General features: G+C 59.0%; 12 protein-coding genes. 2 read left to right on the top strand and 10 right to left on the bottom strand.

Going from position 1 to position 17,262, the window contains the following annotated elements; genetic code table 11:
- Positions 1-110: 110 nt before the first annotated feature.
- Positions 111-704, top strand: a complete 594-nt coding sequence (gene hpf / locus GF108_RS01870) for a ribosome hibernation-promoting factor, HPF/YfiA family (protein WP_036813481.1) — start codon at positions 111-113, stop codon at positions 702-704.
- Positions 705-767: 63 nt separating this feature from the next.
- A complete protein-coding gene (gene ptsN / locus GF108_RS01865; RefSeq protein ID WP_027230619.1) occupies positions 768-1,232 on the top strand; it encodes a PTS IIA-like nitrogen regulatory protein PtsN in 465 nt (154 codons plus the stop codon).
- Between the two features lie 32 nt (positions 1,233-1,264).
- Here the strand turns inward: ptsN and GF108_RS01860 are convergent, their stop codons facing one another.
- From GF108_RS01860 to GF108_RS01815, 10 genes are all read right to left on the bottom strand, one after another.
- Positions 1,265-1,741, bottom strand: coding sequence for a hypothetical protein (locus tag GF108_RS01860; RefSeq protein WP_153666648.1), 477 nt, complete (start codon positions 1,739-1,741; stop codon positions 1,265-1,267).
- A 192-nt stretch (positions 1,742-1,933) separates the two neighbouring features.
- Entirely contained in the window at positions 1,934-2,368 is a 435-nt protein-coding gene (locus GF108_RS01855; protein ID WP_027230617.1) for a Fur family transcriptional regulator, read from the bottom strand.
- Between the two features lie 117 nt (positions 2,369-2,485).
- Positions 2,486-11,119: a GH36-type glycosyl hydrolase domain-containing protein gene (locus GF108_RS01850; protein ID WP_153666647.1), complete on the bottom strand. Its 8,634-nt coding sequence runs from the start codon at positions 11,117-11,119 to the stop codon at positions 2,486-2,488.
- 283 nt (positions 11,120-11,402) lie between these two features.
- On the bottom strand, positions 11,403-12,440 hold the full coding sequence (locus GF108_RS01845) for a sulfate/molybdate ABC transporter ATP-binding protein (RefSeq protein ID WP_153666646.1): 1,038 nt from the start codon (positions 12,438-12,440) through the stop codon (positions 11,403-11,405).
- Between the two features lie 11 nt (positions 12,441-12,451).
- On the bottom strand, positions 12,452-13,336 hold the full coding sequence (gene cysW, locus GF108_RS01840; RefSeq protein WP_027230616.1) for a sulfate ABC transporter permease subunit CysW: 885 nt from the start codon (positions 13,334-13,336) through the stop codon (positions 12,452-12,454).
- Positions 13,326-14,186: a sulfate ABC transporter permease subunit CysT gene (gene cysT / locus GF108_RS01835; protein WP_027230615.1), complete on the bottom strand. Its 861-nt coding sequence runs from the start codon at positions 14,184-14,186 to the stop codon at positions 13,326-13,328. Before cysT ends, cysW begins: the two co-directional genes overlap by 11 nt.
- A 4-nt stretch (positions 14,187-14,190) precedes the next feature.
- Positions 14,191-15,222: a sulfate ABC transporter substrate-binding protein gene (locus tag GF108_RS01830; protein ID WP_113281183.1), complete on the bottom strand. Its 1,032-nt coding sequence runs from the start codon at positions 15,220-15,222 to the stop codon at positions 14,191-14,193.
- Positions 15,223-15,523: 301 nt separating this feature from the next.
- Positions 15,524-15,718: a hypothetical protein gene (locus GF108_RS01825; protein WP_153666645.1), complete on the bottom strand. Its 195-nt coding sequence runs from the start codon at positions 15,716-15,718 to the stop codon at positions 15,524-15,526.
- Between the two features lie 12 nt (positions 15,719-15,730).
- Positions 15,731-16,237 carry a hypothetical protein gene (locus GF108_RS01820; protein WP_153666644.1) on the bottom strand — a complete coding sequence of 169 codons (507 nt, stop codon included), beginning with the start codon at positions 16,235-16,237 and terminating at the stop codon, positions 15,731-15,733.
- Between the two features lie 434 nt (positions 16,238-16,671).
- Entirely contained in the window at positions 16,672-17,262 is a 591-nt protein-coding gene (locus GF108_RS01815) for an SCO family protein (protein ID WP_153666643.1), read from the bottom strand.

The raw sequence follows: 17,262 nt of genomic DNA, 5'->3' as shown, positions 1-17,262 counted from the left end.
GCGAAATGTGATGGAGCGCTCGCACGGATTGTGCGGGATGGCTTTGCTCGTCTTCCAACATCGGTGTAGATTGATTTGGTAAACGGAAATCACAATGAAGGTGAGCTATCATGAGTCTGCGTGTATCTGGGAAACATATGGACATTGGCGACGCATTCCGCATCCGCATCGAAGAGCGGATCGGAGAAATGGTGGCCAAGTACTTCGATGGCGGATATACCGGCCACGTCACAGTGGAAAAACAGGGTTCGAGATTCATCGCAGACTGCCTTGTCCGTCTGGATACCGGCACGGTTCTCCAGGCAGCCGGTGAAGCCCAGGATCCATTGCTTGCCTTCGACGCTGCGGGCGAACGTGTGGACAAGCGGCTGCGCCGCTACAAGCGACGCTTGAAGTCACATCAGGCGCCGGGATCGAATGGTGTCTTCGATGACGTGTCCTATCGCGTCATGGCGCCGGTACCCGATGATGACGAGGAGTTTCCTGAAGATTACGCGCCGACGATCGTAGCCGAAACGTCGATGGCGCTTCGCAGCATGAGTGTGGCTTCGGCGGTGGTCGAGCTCGATTTGAAGGACAGCCCTGTGGTCGTCTTCCGCAACTCTGGAAGTACGCAGGTAAATATCGTATATCGCCGCCCTGACGGAAACATCGGTTGGATCGATCCATCGACCGTAGCGGGTCAAAGTGCGGCCCGTGGATAACAAACGTGAACTACTGCCCGCGCCCGAAATGGGCGCGGACGGTAACTGGAAGGAAGAGAGATAATGGATCTGGGTGATCTCATTCAGCCCGATGCTGTCCTGCCCGCATTGAAAGTCAACTCCAAGAAGCAACTCCTGCAAGCCATGTCGGAAAAGGCAGCCGCCTTGACTGGCCTGAGCGAGCGTGAAGTGTTTGATACGGTCTTGCAGCGCGAGCGCCTCGGTTCGACCGGCGTCGGCAACGGAATTGCGATCCCTCACGGCAAGCTCAATAGCGTGAAGCGTATCACCGGCGTCTTTGCTCAGCTCGATGCGCCGATCGATTTCGAGGCGCTGGACGACCAGCCCGTTGATATTGTCTTTCTGCTGCTTGCCCCGGAAAATGCCGGCGCGGATCACCTGAAGGCCCTGTCGCGCATTGCCCGGACGCTGCGCGACCCGGAACGTGTCGCCAAGCTGCGCACGGCCCACGACGCAAGCCTGCTTTATGAGCTTCTCACGGACCAGCCAACGTCGAACGCGGCGTGATAGCGACGATCTCCAATGGATGCGGAAATTGCCTACTTGATGAAGCCGTTGGCCTTTGCCGACCGTTTGATCTGAACACAATGAGCGGTCTTGGCCGAGTTGCTTAGGTCGCGTAATTGGGCTTCCGCGCCGCTGGTCATCAATTGCAACGTCGATGGAAAATCCATGTCGGCCGCTTTCACATTTTTCTCGATGTAGGTTTCGATGGCGGCCTGATCGAACGAGAGACCGCACGCATCCTCGGCAGCAAGCATAGTGCCGAGCTTGTTGGCAATTGTCATAGAGTCCATGCCGCCGGCTGAAGCGGGACTCACTAGGGAAAGTGCCGCTATCATAAAAACGCACTTAATCATTGGCGTCCTTCCCTCTGAACCAGGAAAAAGGCTCCAGTACGGATCAAAACGCCACCCGCCCGCCAGACGAATTGCGGAGCGTTTTTTGATAGCCAGCGATGAAGAATATTTACCAGGAGGATCAGGCAACCGAAGAGGGTCAAATAGATTTGCCATACGCGTTCCCAAAATAAAAAATAAAATAATATTGAAGATAATCGCATTTCCACCTCGAAGCAATTAACAAGAATGGAAACAGAAAAAATGAGAATATTTGCAACTATAAGTCGCGTGCATTGAGTTGTAATATTGCTGCATCGCAGACTAACGCGGTCAACCACGCCATGTGGAGGATTGTTAAGCTATTTCCTATGAAGATCGATTGATCTTTCGCGCGTAAAGCTCAAGCCGGTGATGCACGATATCGTACCCGAGCGATCGGGCGATTTCTTCCTGCAACTGCTCGATTTTCTCCGATTTGAATTCGATCACGGCACCCGTATCGATATCGATCAGGTGGTCGTGATGCTCGCCATGCGCCTGTTCGAAACGTGATGGGCCACCGCTGAATGCGTGCCGGTGTATCGCACCCATCTCTTCGAGCAAGTTCATCGTTCGATAGACGGTCGAGAGCGAGATGCTGTCGTCGATCTCGCTGGCGCGATGGAAAATCTTCATCGCGTCCGGATGGTCTTCGGTCGATGTCAGGATATCGAGAATGATGCGCCGCGGGCGGGTGATGCGGATGCCAGCGTTGCGCAACTCCTTTTCGTAATCCGGCTTCTGATTCATGATATTTTTCATGGCCGCGATTATGCGTCAGATCCGCGTCAGTTGCAAAGATTCTCAACTGGAATTTTGCGGGTGTACCGCAGAGCAAGTGGCTGTGCCGCCGGCGCTGGGCCGGCGGCACGTCAGAATTCATTTTGCCGCGGTCGCGACGGCATCGATCGATACGCCGCCCGCCGGAACCTCGACAACGACCTTGTGTTCGCCTTTGGTCTCAAGCGGAATGCCGCCTTCTGCCTTGGTGAGTTTCTTGCCGTTGACCGTAATCTTCTTGCCACCCTTGCCCGCAGGCCGGACCTCGATCGAGTACCGGGCATCGCCGTTACGCAGCACGAAGCTGAAACCATCCCAATCCGAGGGAAGGGCGGGATCGACGAACAGGCGGTCGTTCTGCCGCGTGATGCCAAGGATTCCCTCGGTAGCAACGCGGTAGAGCCAGCCGGCCGAACCGGTGTACCAGGTCCAGCCGCCGCGTCCGCGCATCGGATCGACCGAATAGACGTCGGCTGCGACGACATAGGGTTCCACACGGTAGAACTCGGCCTTTTCGGCGCTCAGCGCATGGTTCACAGGGTTAAGCTTCTTGAACCAGCGATAGGCTTCATCGGCGTCCCCGAGTCTCGCCATGGCAAGCACCGCCCAGGTCGCGGCATGCGTGTACTGGCCGCCGTTCTCGCGAACGCCGACGGGATAGCTCTTGATATAGCCGGGATCATGCCGCGACTTGTTGAACGGCGGATTGAACAGCTTGATGATCTCGGCTTCGTCATCGATCAGATGCGTGGCCACCGATTTCATGGCTTGGCGCGCCCGCGACGGATCCCCAAAACCGGAGAGAACGCTCCAGGATTGCGCGATCGAGTCGATCCTGCATTCCTCGCTCTTCTTGGAGCCGAGCGGCGATCCGTCGTCGAAATAGCCGCGACGATACCATTCGCCGTCCCAGCCATCCTTTTCGAGTGCTGCCTTGAGGCGCTCTATGTGGGCCTCCCAACGCTCGATGCGGGCCGTATCCTTGAAGGTTCTGGCAATCGGGATCACGTCGCGCAGCGTGCTGATGAGGAACCAGCCGAGCCAGACGCTCTCGCCCTTGCCGTCTTCACCGACCCGGTTCATGCCGTCATTCCAGTCGCCGGTGAGCATCAGCGGCAGGCCGTGTGCCCCGGTCCGCGCCACGGCGAGATCGAGGGCGCGCGCAGCATGTTCGTAGACGCTTACCTTCTCGCTGGTGATGGTCGGCTGGTAGAAGGCGTCGTGCTGGCCCTCGTTAAGCGCCGGACCGTCGATGAAGGCAACCTGCTCGTTGAGAATGCTCATGTCGCCGGTGACCGTCGTGTAATGGGCAATCGCATAGCCGAGCCAGACGACATCGTCGGAGATTTTCGTTCTAACGCCGGCGCCGCTCGTCGGCAGCCACCAATGCTGGACATCTCCCTCCTTGAACTGGCGCGCCGATACGTTGAGAATCTGCTTCCTCGCCAGCGACGGATCGAGGATCAGCATCGACAGCGTATCCTGCAGCTGGTCACGGAAGCCGAAGGCGCCGCTTGCCTGATAGAAGGCCGACCGCGCCCAGATGCGGCAGGCAAGGCTCTGGTAGGGCAGCCAGCGATTGACCATCAGGTTGAACGCTTCGTCGGGCGTTTCGACCTGCAGGCCGCCGAGGAAGTTCGACCACAGCGATCTGGAAGCGCCGAGCGTCTCGTCGAAGCCCTGCTTGCTCTGTTCGCGCAGGATACGCCGTGCCTCATCGGCACTACCGGCATCGCCCATATAGAACAGCAGTTCCTTCGTCTCGCCGGCCGCAAGCGTGATATCGACGTTGAGCGCAGCGCAGGGATCGCCGCCTGCCTCGACGACGTTGGAGAGCGTCCTTGCCTGCAGAACCGCAGCTGGCCGATCGACGGAGCCGAGCGTTCCAAAGAACTCGGCGCGATCCGATGTCACCGAATTCGGCTTCATGCTCGTTGCATAGAAGGCGACATTGTTGCGACGGTCGATGCCATACGGGTTGCGCGCCATGAGCACGCCGGTTTCGGCATCCCAGGACGGCACGATAAACGGAGCGGTCTTGGCGCGGGAATTGCCGAGCATCCATTCGACAAAACCGTAGACGCGCAGGCGCTTCGCCGAGCCGCCATGGTTGGTCAGCTTGAGCCGCGACACGCGCACGGGCAGTTCGACATGGATGGTGTGCGTAAGTTCAAGCCCGATATTGCCATGGCGCGACGTGAACGTCGAATAGCCCTGGCCGTGGCGCGCTTCGTACTGAACGGACGGATCACGCAATACCGAAGCCGTGGGAGCGAACGCGACATTCTTGTCAAGATCGACAATATAGATCGCTTCGCCGGAACGGTTGCTGACGGGGTCGTTCGACCACTGGGTCAACTGATAATCGCGGCTATTGCCGGACCAGGTAAAGCCAGCACCCTCCGCGGCAACGTGGAAGCCGAAGCTGGAATTCGAAATGACGTTGATCCAGGGTTGCGGCGTCTGGGTGATCCCTCCTAGACGGACGACATATTCGCCGCTTGCGAGGTCAAAGCCGCCAAAGCCGTTCCAGAATGCCAGATCGTCGCCCGATATTTTCGGGTTGCGCGTCCGCATCAACTGCGTCGGCGCCGGCGCGATGTTGCGCATCTCCTCGATGCTGCCCGTGTCGACCGTCGCGTTGACCTTGCCGGCGGCTGCGTCCGCTGTGGGCGCGAGGTCGGCGCTGAGGCCCTCCATGCGCTTCAGCTGTTCGGACAGGGAGCCGTTCTGCGCATGCATGACGATGCGCGCCGAGGCGAGCAATGTATTATAGCTGGGATCGCTCATCTGGTCGCGGCGGACCGTGAAGATATGAACGCGCGGTCCGAGCTGCGCACCGCGCGCCCGGCTGTTCTCGCAGATTGCTTCAAGACCCCGCTGGAAATCCTGCGCATAGGAGAAGGAGCGTTCGTTGATGACGACGACATCGACGACCAAGCCTTTCGCGCGCCAGTACTCGTGGGCGCGGAGCAGATTCTTGAGCGTTTCCATATCGGCTTCGTCATCGATGCGCAGGGCAAGGATGGGGAAGTCGCCGGAAATGGACATCGGCCAGAGTTCGGACTGGCTGCCGAGGCCGCTGGCGATGCTTTCGGACGGCATCCGCAGTGCCTTGTCCGGGTAGATCAGGCTGGTTGCTACACGTTGGAAAACCTGCGCTTCATCGGGGTTGATGCCGATATGATGCAGACGGACCTGCGAACTTGTCCATGACAGCGAGAATTCGCGTGCGAAGCAATCCGGATGGCGGAAGCGGCCGACGACGTCCTCGAGTTCCTGGCGGTTGGGGCGCACGAGCGTCCAGAAGACGAGCGTCACCTTCTTGTGGGCAGGCACGCGGACGCGGCAGCGCAGCGACGCAATGGGATCGAGCACGAAGCCCTGCGAGCCGGTAAGGGTCGCGCCCTCGTCGAATGCGGCGGGGTTGCGCAGCGTGCGGCCGCGGCCGATGAAGGCCCGCCGGTCGGTCTCCGCCTGAACCTCGCGCATGGTTCCGGAACTGTCGCTGACCATGTGGGCGACGTGGATGTCAGGTTCGTCATTGTTGCGCTTGCGACGCGTCGCATAGATCGTATCGCCGCGCTTGTCGATCTCGGTCTCGACGAACATCTTGGCGAATGCCGGGTGGGCCGTATCCGCGTCGTCATTGGTCAATACGAGTTCAGCATAGGAGGTCACTTCGATGATGCGATCCTTGCTGCCCGTATTGGTGATCACGATGCGCCGGCCTTCGCCGTCGGAATCCGACGCGACGATGGTTTCCACCGTCGTGTGCAGCGTGCCCGCCTCCTTGATGAATTCGGCCTTGTAGTCGGCAAAGATCGTCATGCTCTTTTCGCCGGTGGCCCGCACTGGATCGCCAGTCGCCGACCACCAGTCGCCGCTCTCCATATCGCGCAGGAAGAGGAAGGTGCCGTAGCCGCTTTCGAGAATGTCCGGCTGGAAACGTGTTATTGCGAGCCCGTTCCAGCGGCTGTAACCGCCACCATTGGCGGTGACCATCACTGAATAATGGCCGTTGGACATGACCTGCGTTGCGCGCGGAGCGCCGAGCGGATTGTCGATGATGTGGATCGAGGGTGTTTCTTCGCTGCTTTCCACGGCCTTGCGCATCGGATTCTCGGCCTTGGCCTGGAGAACCGGGATTTCCCGCGGCGCCTTTTCCTGGAGCAGGAGTTCGGCGGCTTCGATGACGGGATCCGAGTGGAAGCGTTCGCGCATACGCCCTTCAAATACGACGTTGTTGACCGCGACGATCGACATGCCGTGATGGTGAGCCATGTAGTTGCGCACCACCGCGTAGTCCTCGCCTTCGCGAACGCGCGACTTGGTGAAGTCCACGGCATCGTAGAAACCGTACTGGCCAAGGGCGCCAAGCGCGCGCAGACGCTTCAGGTTCTTTACAGCTTCGGCCGGCTGATATTGGCTGGCCATGATGCTGGCATAGGGCGCCACCACATAGTTCTTCGACAGGCCGCGCTTCAAACCGAGCGTCGGCACGCCGAAGTTGGTGTACTGGTAGTTCATCTCCGGGTCGCGCGCGTTATAGGCGGCTTCCGATATACCCCAGGGCAGGTCTTTAGATGCCCCATATTCGATCTGGCGCTGGACGATCAGCTTGTTGGTCTGGTCGAGCATGCTGCCGAGCGGCTCGATCATGACGAGCGGCGGCATGAGATATTCGAACATTGAGCCCGACCATGAGATCAGGGCGCCGCGCCAGCCAACAGGAACGAGCAGGCGCCCAAGGCGGAACCAGTGATCGACGGGAATATCGCCCTTGGCAATGGCAAAGAGGCTCGCAAGTCGGGCTTCCGAGGCCAAAAGGTCATAGCAGCTTGCGTCGAGTTCGTTGCTTTCGACGCGGAAACCGATCGACAGCAGGCGGCGCTCCTTACGCTCGAGGAAGGTGAAGTCAGTGTCGAACGCCAGCTGGCGCGCGCGGGTTGCGAGTGTCACCAGCCGTTCGCGCAAGACGTCCGTGCCCTCATGCGAGCCGATGGCGTCATCCGTGTGCGCCTGGCAGGTCTTAACGAGAAGCAGCGCCCATTCGTTGGCAGTGACGCTGGCAGGGCTTTCGAGCTCGCCATGCAGCTCCTCGGTGAGGCGCTGGATATCGCCGGCAAAGAGTGAAAGGTTGATGGTGCGCAGCGAAGCCGTCTCCGGCTCCTCCTTGATCGTGGTGATGGCACGGCGGAAGTTTGCGACGCGCTCCTCAAGGCGGCGGCGCAGCGGCCGCAGCACGCGGCGATCATCAGGAATATCGTTGATCGCCTCTTCGAGAATGTCGCTCACATCGAGAATGCCGTCGAGATCGCTCTGGAGATAGACGGAAGGCGCTTCGGCCCATTTTTCGAGGGCCGACGAAAGCGCAACCAGATGGCCGGCGAGATTGCCGCTGTCGACAGCCGAGACATAGAGCGGCAGCAGCGGCCGCAACGTCGTCGTCTCGTACCAGTTGTAGAGATGGCCGCGATACTTCTCCATCTTCTCGAGCGTGCTGAGCGTCTGGTCGATCCGCGTCAGCGTTTCATGGAAGCCGATCCAGCCGAAATCGCGTGCCGCGACCGTCGATAGCAGATACATGCCGATATTGGTCGGAGACGTGCGCGTTGCGATGACCGGATGCGGATCCTCCTGGAAATTGTCCGGCGGAATGTAGTTCTGTTCCCTGGTCACGAACGTATCGTAGTAGTGCCATGTGCGGCGCGCGATGCGGCGCAGCTCGCTCTTGTCCGACGATCGGACGGCGAGATCGTCGAGGGGCTTGGCAGAACGGCTGACGAGCCAGGCGATCATCGGCGACAGGAACCAGATTAGGGCGAATGGCACCGCCAGGAACCATGCGCGGCTATGGCCGGCGAGAGGCAAGCCAATGGCGATGATGGCGACGACCGTCGCCGGCCACATCAGTTGCATGTAGTACTGCAGCGTGTCGGGCGAACTGGTCTTTGCCTGGGCCGCGGCCCGCCATTCGAGGAGGTGCTTGCGCGTGACGAAGAGGCGATAAAGCGTGCGCACGATCGCATCGCCCATCAACACCGCCATATTGGCGAGGAAGGTGATGCGAAGCGCGATATCGGCGGCGCCGGAGAAGATGTCGGTCAGGATCGCCTGGAAGTGGCCCTTGAGCGACAGGTTCATGTCTGTCGGCACAAGATTGGTGAAAAGGATCATCGTCGGCACGATGAACATGCTGAAGATGAGGAAGCACAGCCAGAGCGTGGCAAGACCAGGCGGCAGCAACGTCCAGCCGGCAATGGCAGCAATCAGCCAGAAGATTGGCGCAAGCGAACGGCGCAAATTGTCGACCATCTTCCAGCGCGTGACGGCCGTAACGCCCGGCTTGGTGCTGAAGAGATAGGGCAACAGCTGCCAGTCGCCGCGGGTCCAGCGATGATGGCGCGAAATATCGACATTATAGCCGGTAGGATAATCTTCCACGACCTCGACGTCGCTGACGAGAGCGGCACGCGCATAACCGCCTTCGAGAAGATCGTGGCTGAGCACCGAGTTCTCGCCGATCTTGCCGTCGAGCGAAGCTTCGAAGAAATCGACATCATAGAGGCCCTTGCCCGTGAAGGTGCCTTCACCGAGCACGTCCTGATAGACGTCGGATACCGCGAAGACATAAGGGTCGATGCCGCGATTGACAGAAAAGACGCGCTGCAGGAACGAGGCGTCGTCACCGGTGGTGAGCGAGGGCGTCACGCGCGGCTGCAGAACCGAATAGCCGCTGACGACACGGCCGGATTTTGCCCGGTAGATCGGGCGATTGAGCGGATGCACCAGCTTGCCGGCGAGGCGATTGACCGAATCCGGCGTCAGGCGCGTGTCCGAATCGAGCGTCATGACAAACTTGATGTCGGTCGGCAGTTCCTCGTTGGAGGGGAAATAGGTCGTGTCCTTATCGCCGCGCAGCAGCAGGTTGAGTTCGTGCAGCTTGCCGCGCTTGCGTTCCCAGCCCATCCAGCAGACTTCCTGCGGGTTGTAGAGCCGCTTGCGGTGAAGCAGGAAGAAGCGCGGATTGGCCTGCGTATAATGTTCGTTCAGCGCGGTGATCTTCTCGCGCGCATAGTCGAATATGTCGAGATCGTCGTCCGTCTGCTCGTTCTGGCTGTCTTTCCAGTCGGTAAGGAGAGCGAAATAGACCTCGCCGCGCGGGTTGGTGAGGTAGTGCACTTCGAGGTTGCGGATATGCTCGTCGACGGAGTCGCGCGAGGTGATCAATGTCGGCACGGCGACGAGGGTCTTTGCCTCGGGCGGCAGTCCGTTCTTGTATTCGAAGCCGATAAGCCGCGTCGGCGGCATGAACATCGGTATGATCCAGTTGACGAAGCCGTTGGCGGTTTCCATCGCCGGGAAAACCGCGAGCACCGTGAAAAGCAGCGTCATGCCGTTCGACAGACCGGCATGACGGAGCCAATAGTGGATCAGAAGCAGGATGGCGATGGAGAAGAAAGATGCTGGCACCCAGAGCCCGGCAAGGCCGAGCTTCCGATAGAAGCGGACCCAGCGCTCCAGCACCGTCGGTGAATAATCGCACTTCGCCTCGAGTTCGGGCCGGCCATCCCCGGAGAGGTAGTAGCCGACGTCGCGCTTGCGCTGTTCGGTGACGGCATCGCCACCGCCGGTCTCTTCGGCGCTCTTTTGGGCAAGGTCCAGCGCTTCGAGGGTGATATCATGCTCGCTCTTGCCGGAACGGCGTGCGATTTTTTCAATGGCAACGCGGTAGGCATTGCGCGAATGGAAGTCGAGCGCGTCGAAATTCGAATTTTCGCGCAGGACGGCATCGACACCGCTGACCGTCTCGAACCATGTGATCCAGTCGACGTCGTCGATGGACTTGAGGCTCCGGATCAGGTTGCCCATGGTCACGCCGCCGGTGGACTGGCGCGTATGTTCCTGGATGATAGCGTCTTCGGCATCGCTGCCGTTCTTCTCAAGCTCTTCTTCCAGCCATGCAACAGCGGCGCCCGAATGGGTCGCGCCGCCGCGCAGACGATAGAGGAGGTGCGTAGCGAAGGTGCTGTCACGCGCCGCCGGCGCATATTGCGCAAGCAGTTGCGGCAGCGCGTCCTTGTCAGCGTAAAGGGTGATCTCGTCGGCAACCGTATTGGCGAAGGCGCGCATGCGGCGGGCGCGCTCGACGCGAAGGGAGAGCCGGCGGGCATTTTCGATAAGGATGAACCGCACGGCGGAGGGCAAGGCCCAGAGTTCGCCGATATGCAGCGGCTCGACCGTCTGGAAGCCTTCGACGATTGCGCTGAGACTGTTCAGCGAAAACTGGCTGTCCGTATGGGCAACGTAGAGCCAGGCAAGGGCCATGACGCGCGGAATGCCGGGATTGTTGGCGAGCGGCGGCAGTTGCCGGAAGAACTTCTTCGGCAGATCGCGCTCGACCTGCTGGATATTCTGGTCGACGAGATAGTAATTATCGAGCAGCCACTGGGCGGCTGGCGTGATCGTTTCACCTTTGCGTGCTGCCGCATCGGACGAGCGATAGGAATGCAGAATGAGCTTGGCGTTTTCGACGGTGCGCTGCTCGAACACCATCGGTTCATAGTCGGGCAGGCGGACGTCTTCGCCCTTCGCTACCCGCGCTCCCAGATCCCGCAAGTCGTCGATCGATTTGTAATGGGCCCTGATGGGGTTCGGCTGGGCAGAAAGGACCTGGCCGGCTGTGTTTTTCTGGGATGTGAAAGCTTGAATGAAACTCAATGCGGGCATTTGCCATCATTTCGGTTGGAAGAAATAATCTTCTGATTGCAGCACAAGGTTCGCTCGGGATCGTTCCCCCTCACGAACAGTTTACGATCTAATCGGCTCAAGGCAATGACGCTAGAAGCACTTTCGCCTCTAGCGATCAGTTTTGATGAAAATGAGTCAGATTTCCATTGGGCTTTTGGCGTAATTCAGCCGGAAACTGTTAAGGCAGGCTTTGGTTGCAAGGGGTGGCCTTAAACAAACAAGGCGGGATCGGATTGATCCCGCCAACGCCGCATTACCTGCTTCAATCGCGGGCAAAGACGCGAAAATGTCTCGGCCTGAAAGCGATGCCGGAGAGTTCAGTTGCAGGGTGGTCGGCATCAATGCCGATTTCGATACGCTGCTCAGCACCCGCGACCATCAGTTCGACGCGCCGCGTTGCGCCGACACGGCGGCTCGCCACGACCGTACCCGCGATGCAGCCGTTGGAGCCGTCCACGAGCTCGACATCGTGCGGGCGGAAATAGAGCATGCCGTCGCCATCGGGCCGGTCGGCCTTAAGGCCAAGCGACTTCTCGCCGATCCAGACAGTTCCGTTCTCGATGCGAACCGGCAGGCGGCTTGATTCACCGATGAAGCCATAGACGAATGGCGAGTTCGGCTTGTCGTAGACTTCGTCCGGCGTGCCGACCTGCTCGATGCTGCCCTGGCTCATCACCACGACGCGATCGGCAAGCTCAAGCGCCTCATCCTGATCATGGGTCACGAAGACGGTCGTATGCTTGGTCTTGTCGTGGATTTCGCGCAGCCAGCGCCGAAGTTCCTTGCGAACTTTGGCGTCGAGGGCGCCGAATGGCTCGTCGAGCAGCAGAACGCGCGGCTCGATTGCCATCGCGCGAGCGAGGGCGACGCGCTGGCGCTGGCCACCCGACAGCTGCGCGGGGTAGCGCTTCTCCAGACCTGAAAGCTGGACGAAGTCGAGAAGCTCCGATGAACGGCGCCGGATCTCGTCCTTGGCGGGCCGCGTGTTCGAGGGCCGCACCTTCAGCCCGAAGCCGACATTGTCGATGACCGTCATGTGCCGGAACAGAGCATAATGCTGGAACACGAAACCGACATTGCGCTCCTGGACCGACTTCAGCGAGGCGTCCTCATCGCCGAAGAACACCTTGCCCTCGGTGGGGGATTCCAGCCCGGCGATCAGGCGCAGCAGAGTTGTCTTGCCCGACCCGGACGGGCCAAGCAGGGCGATAAGTTCGCCCGACTTTATTTCCAGTGAAACGTCGTGCAGCGCCGGAAAGCGATCGAATTCCTTGCGCACACCACTTACGCGAACATCCATTTCAAACCCTCTCAGTGTCCGCCTGCTGCCCGCAGCTCCGCGCCGTATCGCATCTCAAGCAATGACTTGAGAATAAGCGTGACCAGCGCCAGCAGCGCCAGAAGCGAAGCTACTGCGAACGCAGCGACAAAATTATATTCGTTGTAAAGAATTTCGACATGCAGCGGCATCGTATTGGTCAGCCCGCGAATGTGGCCTGATACGACGGACACGGCGCCGAATTCCCCCATGGCGCGGGCGTTGCACAAAAGCACGCCGTAGAGCAAGCCCCATTTGATGTTCGGCAATGTCACATGCCAGAAAGTCTGCCAGCCATTGGCCCCGAGCGATAGCGCGGCTTCCTCGTCGGTCGTGCCCTGATGCTGCATCAGCGGGATCAATTCACGGGCAACGAAGGGAAAGGTCACGAAAACCGTCGCAAGAACGATGCCGGGCACGGCAAAGAGTATCTCGATGCCATGCGATTTGAACCATGGTCCAAGCAGACTGTGCGAACTGAAAAGCAGCACATAAACCAGGCCGGAAATTACCGGCGAGACCGAGAACGGCAGGTCGATGAGCGTTGTCAGGAACGCCTTGCCCTTGAATTCGAACTTGGCGATCGTCCACGCGGCGACCACGCCGAAGACGAGATTAAGCGGTACGGCGATCGCGGCGACGAGCAGCGTCAGGCGGATGGCAGCCTGCGCGTCGGGCTCTATGAGCGCGGTGAAATATTCGGCCGGTCCTTTGCGGAATGCCTCGACGAAAACCGAAACGAGCGGCAGGACGAGGAACAATCCGAGAAACACCAGCGTGATGCCGATCAGCACATAGCGTGAGCCGCGGCTCTCGGTCGTTGCCGGGTGCCAGGTCGCCGCTGCGGGGGCCGCGGTCTGGGACAGGTCATGTACCATAGCCATACCTCCTGCGGCTCCACGCCTGAATTAGATTGATGATGAAGAGCATGGCGAATGAGATCAGCAGCATGATTGCCGCGATCGCCGTCGCGCCGGCATAGTCGAATTCCTCAAGCCGGATGACGATGAGGAGCGGCGCAATCTCCGACACGTAAGGCAGGTTGCCGGCGATGAAGATCACCGAACCGTATTCGCCGACGGCCCGGGCGAAGGCGAGGGCAAAGCCGGTGAGGATCGCCGGCTGAAGACCGGGCAGCAACACACGCGTGATCGTCTGGAACCGGTTGGCGCCGAGCGTGGCCGCAGCCTCCTCGACCTCCGTGCGGATTTCTTCCATCACCGGCTGCACCGTGCGCACCACGAAAGGCAGGCCGACGAAGATCAACGCGATGGTGATGCCGATCGGCGTGAACGCAACCTTGATGCCGAGCGGATCAAGCCAGCGCCCGATCCAGCCATTCTTGGCGTAGATCGACGTCAGCGCGATACCGGCCACGGCAGTCGGCAGGGCGAAGGGTAGATCGACAATCGCATCGATGATGCGGCGACCCGGAAAACGATAGCGCACCAGCACCCAGGCAACGACTACGCCGAAAAAGACGTTGATCAGAGCCGCGACAAAGGCCGTGCCAAAGCTGATCTTGAGTGCGTTGAGGGTGCGGGGATCGGTCGCGACATGCCATAGCCCGGCCCAGCCAAGGGATGCGGAACGCCATGCGAGACCCGTTAAAGGAATAAGAACAATTAATGCGAGGTAGGCAAGAGTGAAGCCGAGTGTCATTCCAAATCCCGGAATGACACTCGGCCTCTTAAACCGCCAACCTGCTTTCGCGAGGTTGGAAATCATGCTGTTACTGTTTCGGCTTGTAAATCTGGTCAAACGTTCCGCCATCTCCGAAGTGGTAGGGCTGCGCCTTGGCCCAACCGCCGAAGATAGGATCATCGATCTTCACCAGTTTCAACTCCGGCAATTTCTTGATGAGGTCTGGAGCGACCAGTTCCGGTTCGGCCGGACGATAGAAATGCTTGGCGGCGAGGGTCTGGCCCTCTTCGGAGTAGAGATACTGGAGATAGGCCTCGGCAGCCTTGCGCGTGCCCTTGGCATCGACGTTACCGTCGACGACGGCAACCGGCGGTTCGGCAAGGATCGACTGCGGCGGTACGACGATATCGAATTTGTCCTCGCCGAATTCAGCCAGCGACAAATAGGCTTCGTTTTCCCAAGCAAGCAGGACGTCGCCAAGTTCGCGCTGGGCGAAGGTCGTCGTCGAGCCGCGGGCGCCGGTATCGAGGACCGGAACGTGCTGGAACAACGTCGCGATATATTCCTTGATCTTGGCTTCGTCGCCGCCGTACTGGCCATAGGCCCAGGCCCAGGCTGCCAGATAATTCCAGCGGGCGCCGCCCGAGGTCTTCGGATTTGGGGTAATGACCTGCACGTCATCCTTGATCAGGTCGCCCCAGTCCTTGATGCCCTTGGGGTTTCCCTTGCGAACCAGAAACACGATGGTCGAGGTGTAGGGCGCCGCATTGTGCGGATATTTGGTGCGCCAATCGGGATTGATTTTCTTCGTCGCCTCGGCAATCGCCGTAATGTCGCTTTCGAGCGCGAGCGTCACAACATCGGCATCAAGTCCGTCGATCACAGCGCGCGCCTGCTTGCCCGATCCGCCATGTGAACTCTGGATGGTGATGGTCTCGCCGGTGTCGGCTTTCCACTTCGCCGCGAAGGCCGCGTTGAAATCCTTGTAGAACTCGCGCGTCGGATCGTAGGAGACGTTGAGAAGGGTGGTGTCCGCAAAGGCAGCAGACATCGGTTGAACGGCGATCGTTGCTGTAAGCAACGCTGCCGCGAATGTTAGGGAAAATCGGGAATTTTTCATGCCTGCCTCCGTATGATGAGAACTGAAGCGTAGCAGAGGCCCCAAAATTAGGGGCGTTAGAAAGAATTCCTTTTACAGGGGAAAATTAGAATATTCTACCGCAAGCGCCTTAGTCTATCGAAACGGTCGTCTAATGGGCCGTAGCACAGGATTCCTGATCCGCTGGGCACGATCGGAAAATTGGGAATGAGGGGCCTGATTTCGCCCCGTTCCTGAAAAATCATACTATCGTGGAATAGTTGTCTAACGGGATGCCGGACTTTACGGGAGCGGCCCCGCAATTCACGGGGCCGAACCACTCTTAACGAGGCCGCGCCCTGCCGTGGTCGCGGTAGGTTCTGTCGATCGTCCCGGCCTCGGCGACATTCACATAGTTTGCGGATGGCCGGCTTTCAGTGAATGTCCGGGTCTTGATCGGCATGGCGAAGGCGGCTGCCGTCAGAAGCGCAGTCGCAGTGATGGAAAGGCGGCGTTCCAGCCGTGAACTGATGATCATTGTCTCGTCCCTTTAGTGCAGGCTCGCGCGCTGCGGGCGCGAAATAATGTCGTCGATTGCGAATTTCGGTATCGGCAAAAGCACCTGGTCCAATTCGACCAGCGTTTCGGCAAAGGTGATCGCAGCGTTCTCCACATCCTCCTGACGGGAAGGACATGCCATGGCATTGAGGCAAGTTCTGGCCGCAACCATGTCACAATTTTGTAAGCCCGCGATCAGGCCCAAAGTCAGGCATTCCTCCCGGCATACATGGTGCGAACCGAATGGAAATGTCTTCAACGGGCACAGTGCGCAATGACGCAAGGTGCGGATGAAATACGATAGTTCCGACAGCGCCCGATTGCCGTTGCGGCTGCCGAGGAGCTCGCTGTAGAGACCGAAAGCCATCTCCCAGGCGATTACCGATCCGGTTTCGAAGCCCGCAGTCCAACGGCGATAACCTTCGAGAACGAGCTTCTCCGGAGTTCGGTCGAAATAACAGCCGTTGCCGCCATTAGATTCAGTCAGATGCGGATACATCGCCTGCCCTTTCGTGATTGCGTGTTGCAGCGAAAGAGCCTCTGCGGCGACCTGGAAGAATATCGGCCAGCCGCTTCGGACTGGAGGATAAAAGCAGTTGCTGCCGTGGCAGCAGGGAAACCACGCGCAGGCGTGGTAGAAAAAGACCAATCATAAGGTCCTCCAATCGAAAGGGTTCAAGGCCCAGACATCAAAGGGATGCATCCGTGGGATGCCGGCGCACCTCGCGCCAGTTCGCATAAAGGCTGGCGAACCTGATAAAGTCAAACACTAAATCTTTAAAACTATTAAAAATATCAATAGGTTAGAATTATTCTAGGAAATTATGAGTGTTTTAGTATACAATTGTTACAAACGCCACAAAATATGGAACGGTCTTCCTGTGGCAGGGTTTCTCGCCGGGCCAGAAAAGCGCGACGAGAAATCACGTCTCATCAGCTTTCGATGAGCAGGCGCAACTTCTTGAGGGCGACGTCCTTGCTCTCCTTGTAGTCAATCGTGCTCTTCAGTCTTCCATCGCGATCGAGCAGGATTACCGAGGCCGTATGGTCCATCGTGTAGTCGCCGTTCTCGGTCGGCACCTTGCGAGCGTAAATCTTCCATGCTTTCAGCACTTTCTCGATTTCGCCCGGCTTGCCGGTAATGCCGGTGATCCTGTCGGTGAACGCCGTGGTGTAGCCTTTCATGACATCCGGCGTGTCACGCTCCGGATCGACGGAGATGAAGAAAACCCGCAGGTCCTTGCCCTCTTCGCCAAGGTCCTTCAGCCACCCCGACATCTCGAAAAGCGTTGTCGGGCAAACTTCGGGACAATGCGTGAAGCCAAAAAAGAGCACGCTTGGATGGCCCTCGAATGCGGCTTCGGTGATGGGCGCTCCATTCTGGTCGGTGAGGTTGAAGGGCGTGCCGAGTTTCACCCCCGCAGATTGGCTGCCAAGACGGGTATTGACATAGGTGATGACCAGCAAAAGGGAGAGGACGGCAATAGCCGCCCACAGCCCATAGCGCAGAAGCCGAATTCCCAT

It is taken from the genome of Phyllobacterium sp. SYP-B3895 (assembly GCF_009647635.1).
In the GTDB taxonomy this organism is placed as follows: Bacteria; Pseudomonadota; Alphaproteobacteria; order Rhizobiales; family Rhizobiaceae; genus Phyllobacterium; species Phyllobacterium pellucidum.
This window is presented reverse-complemented; position numbering and strand designations above follow the sequence as displayed.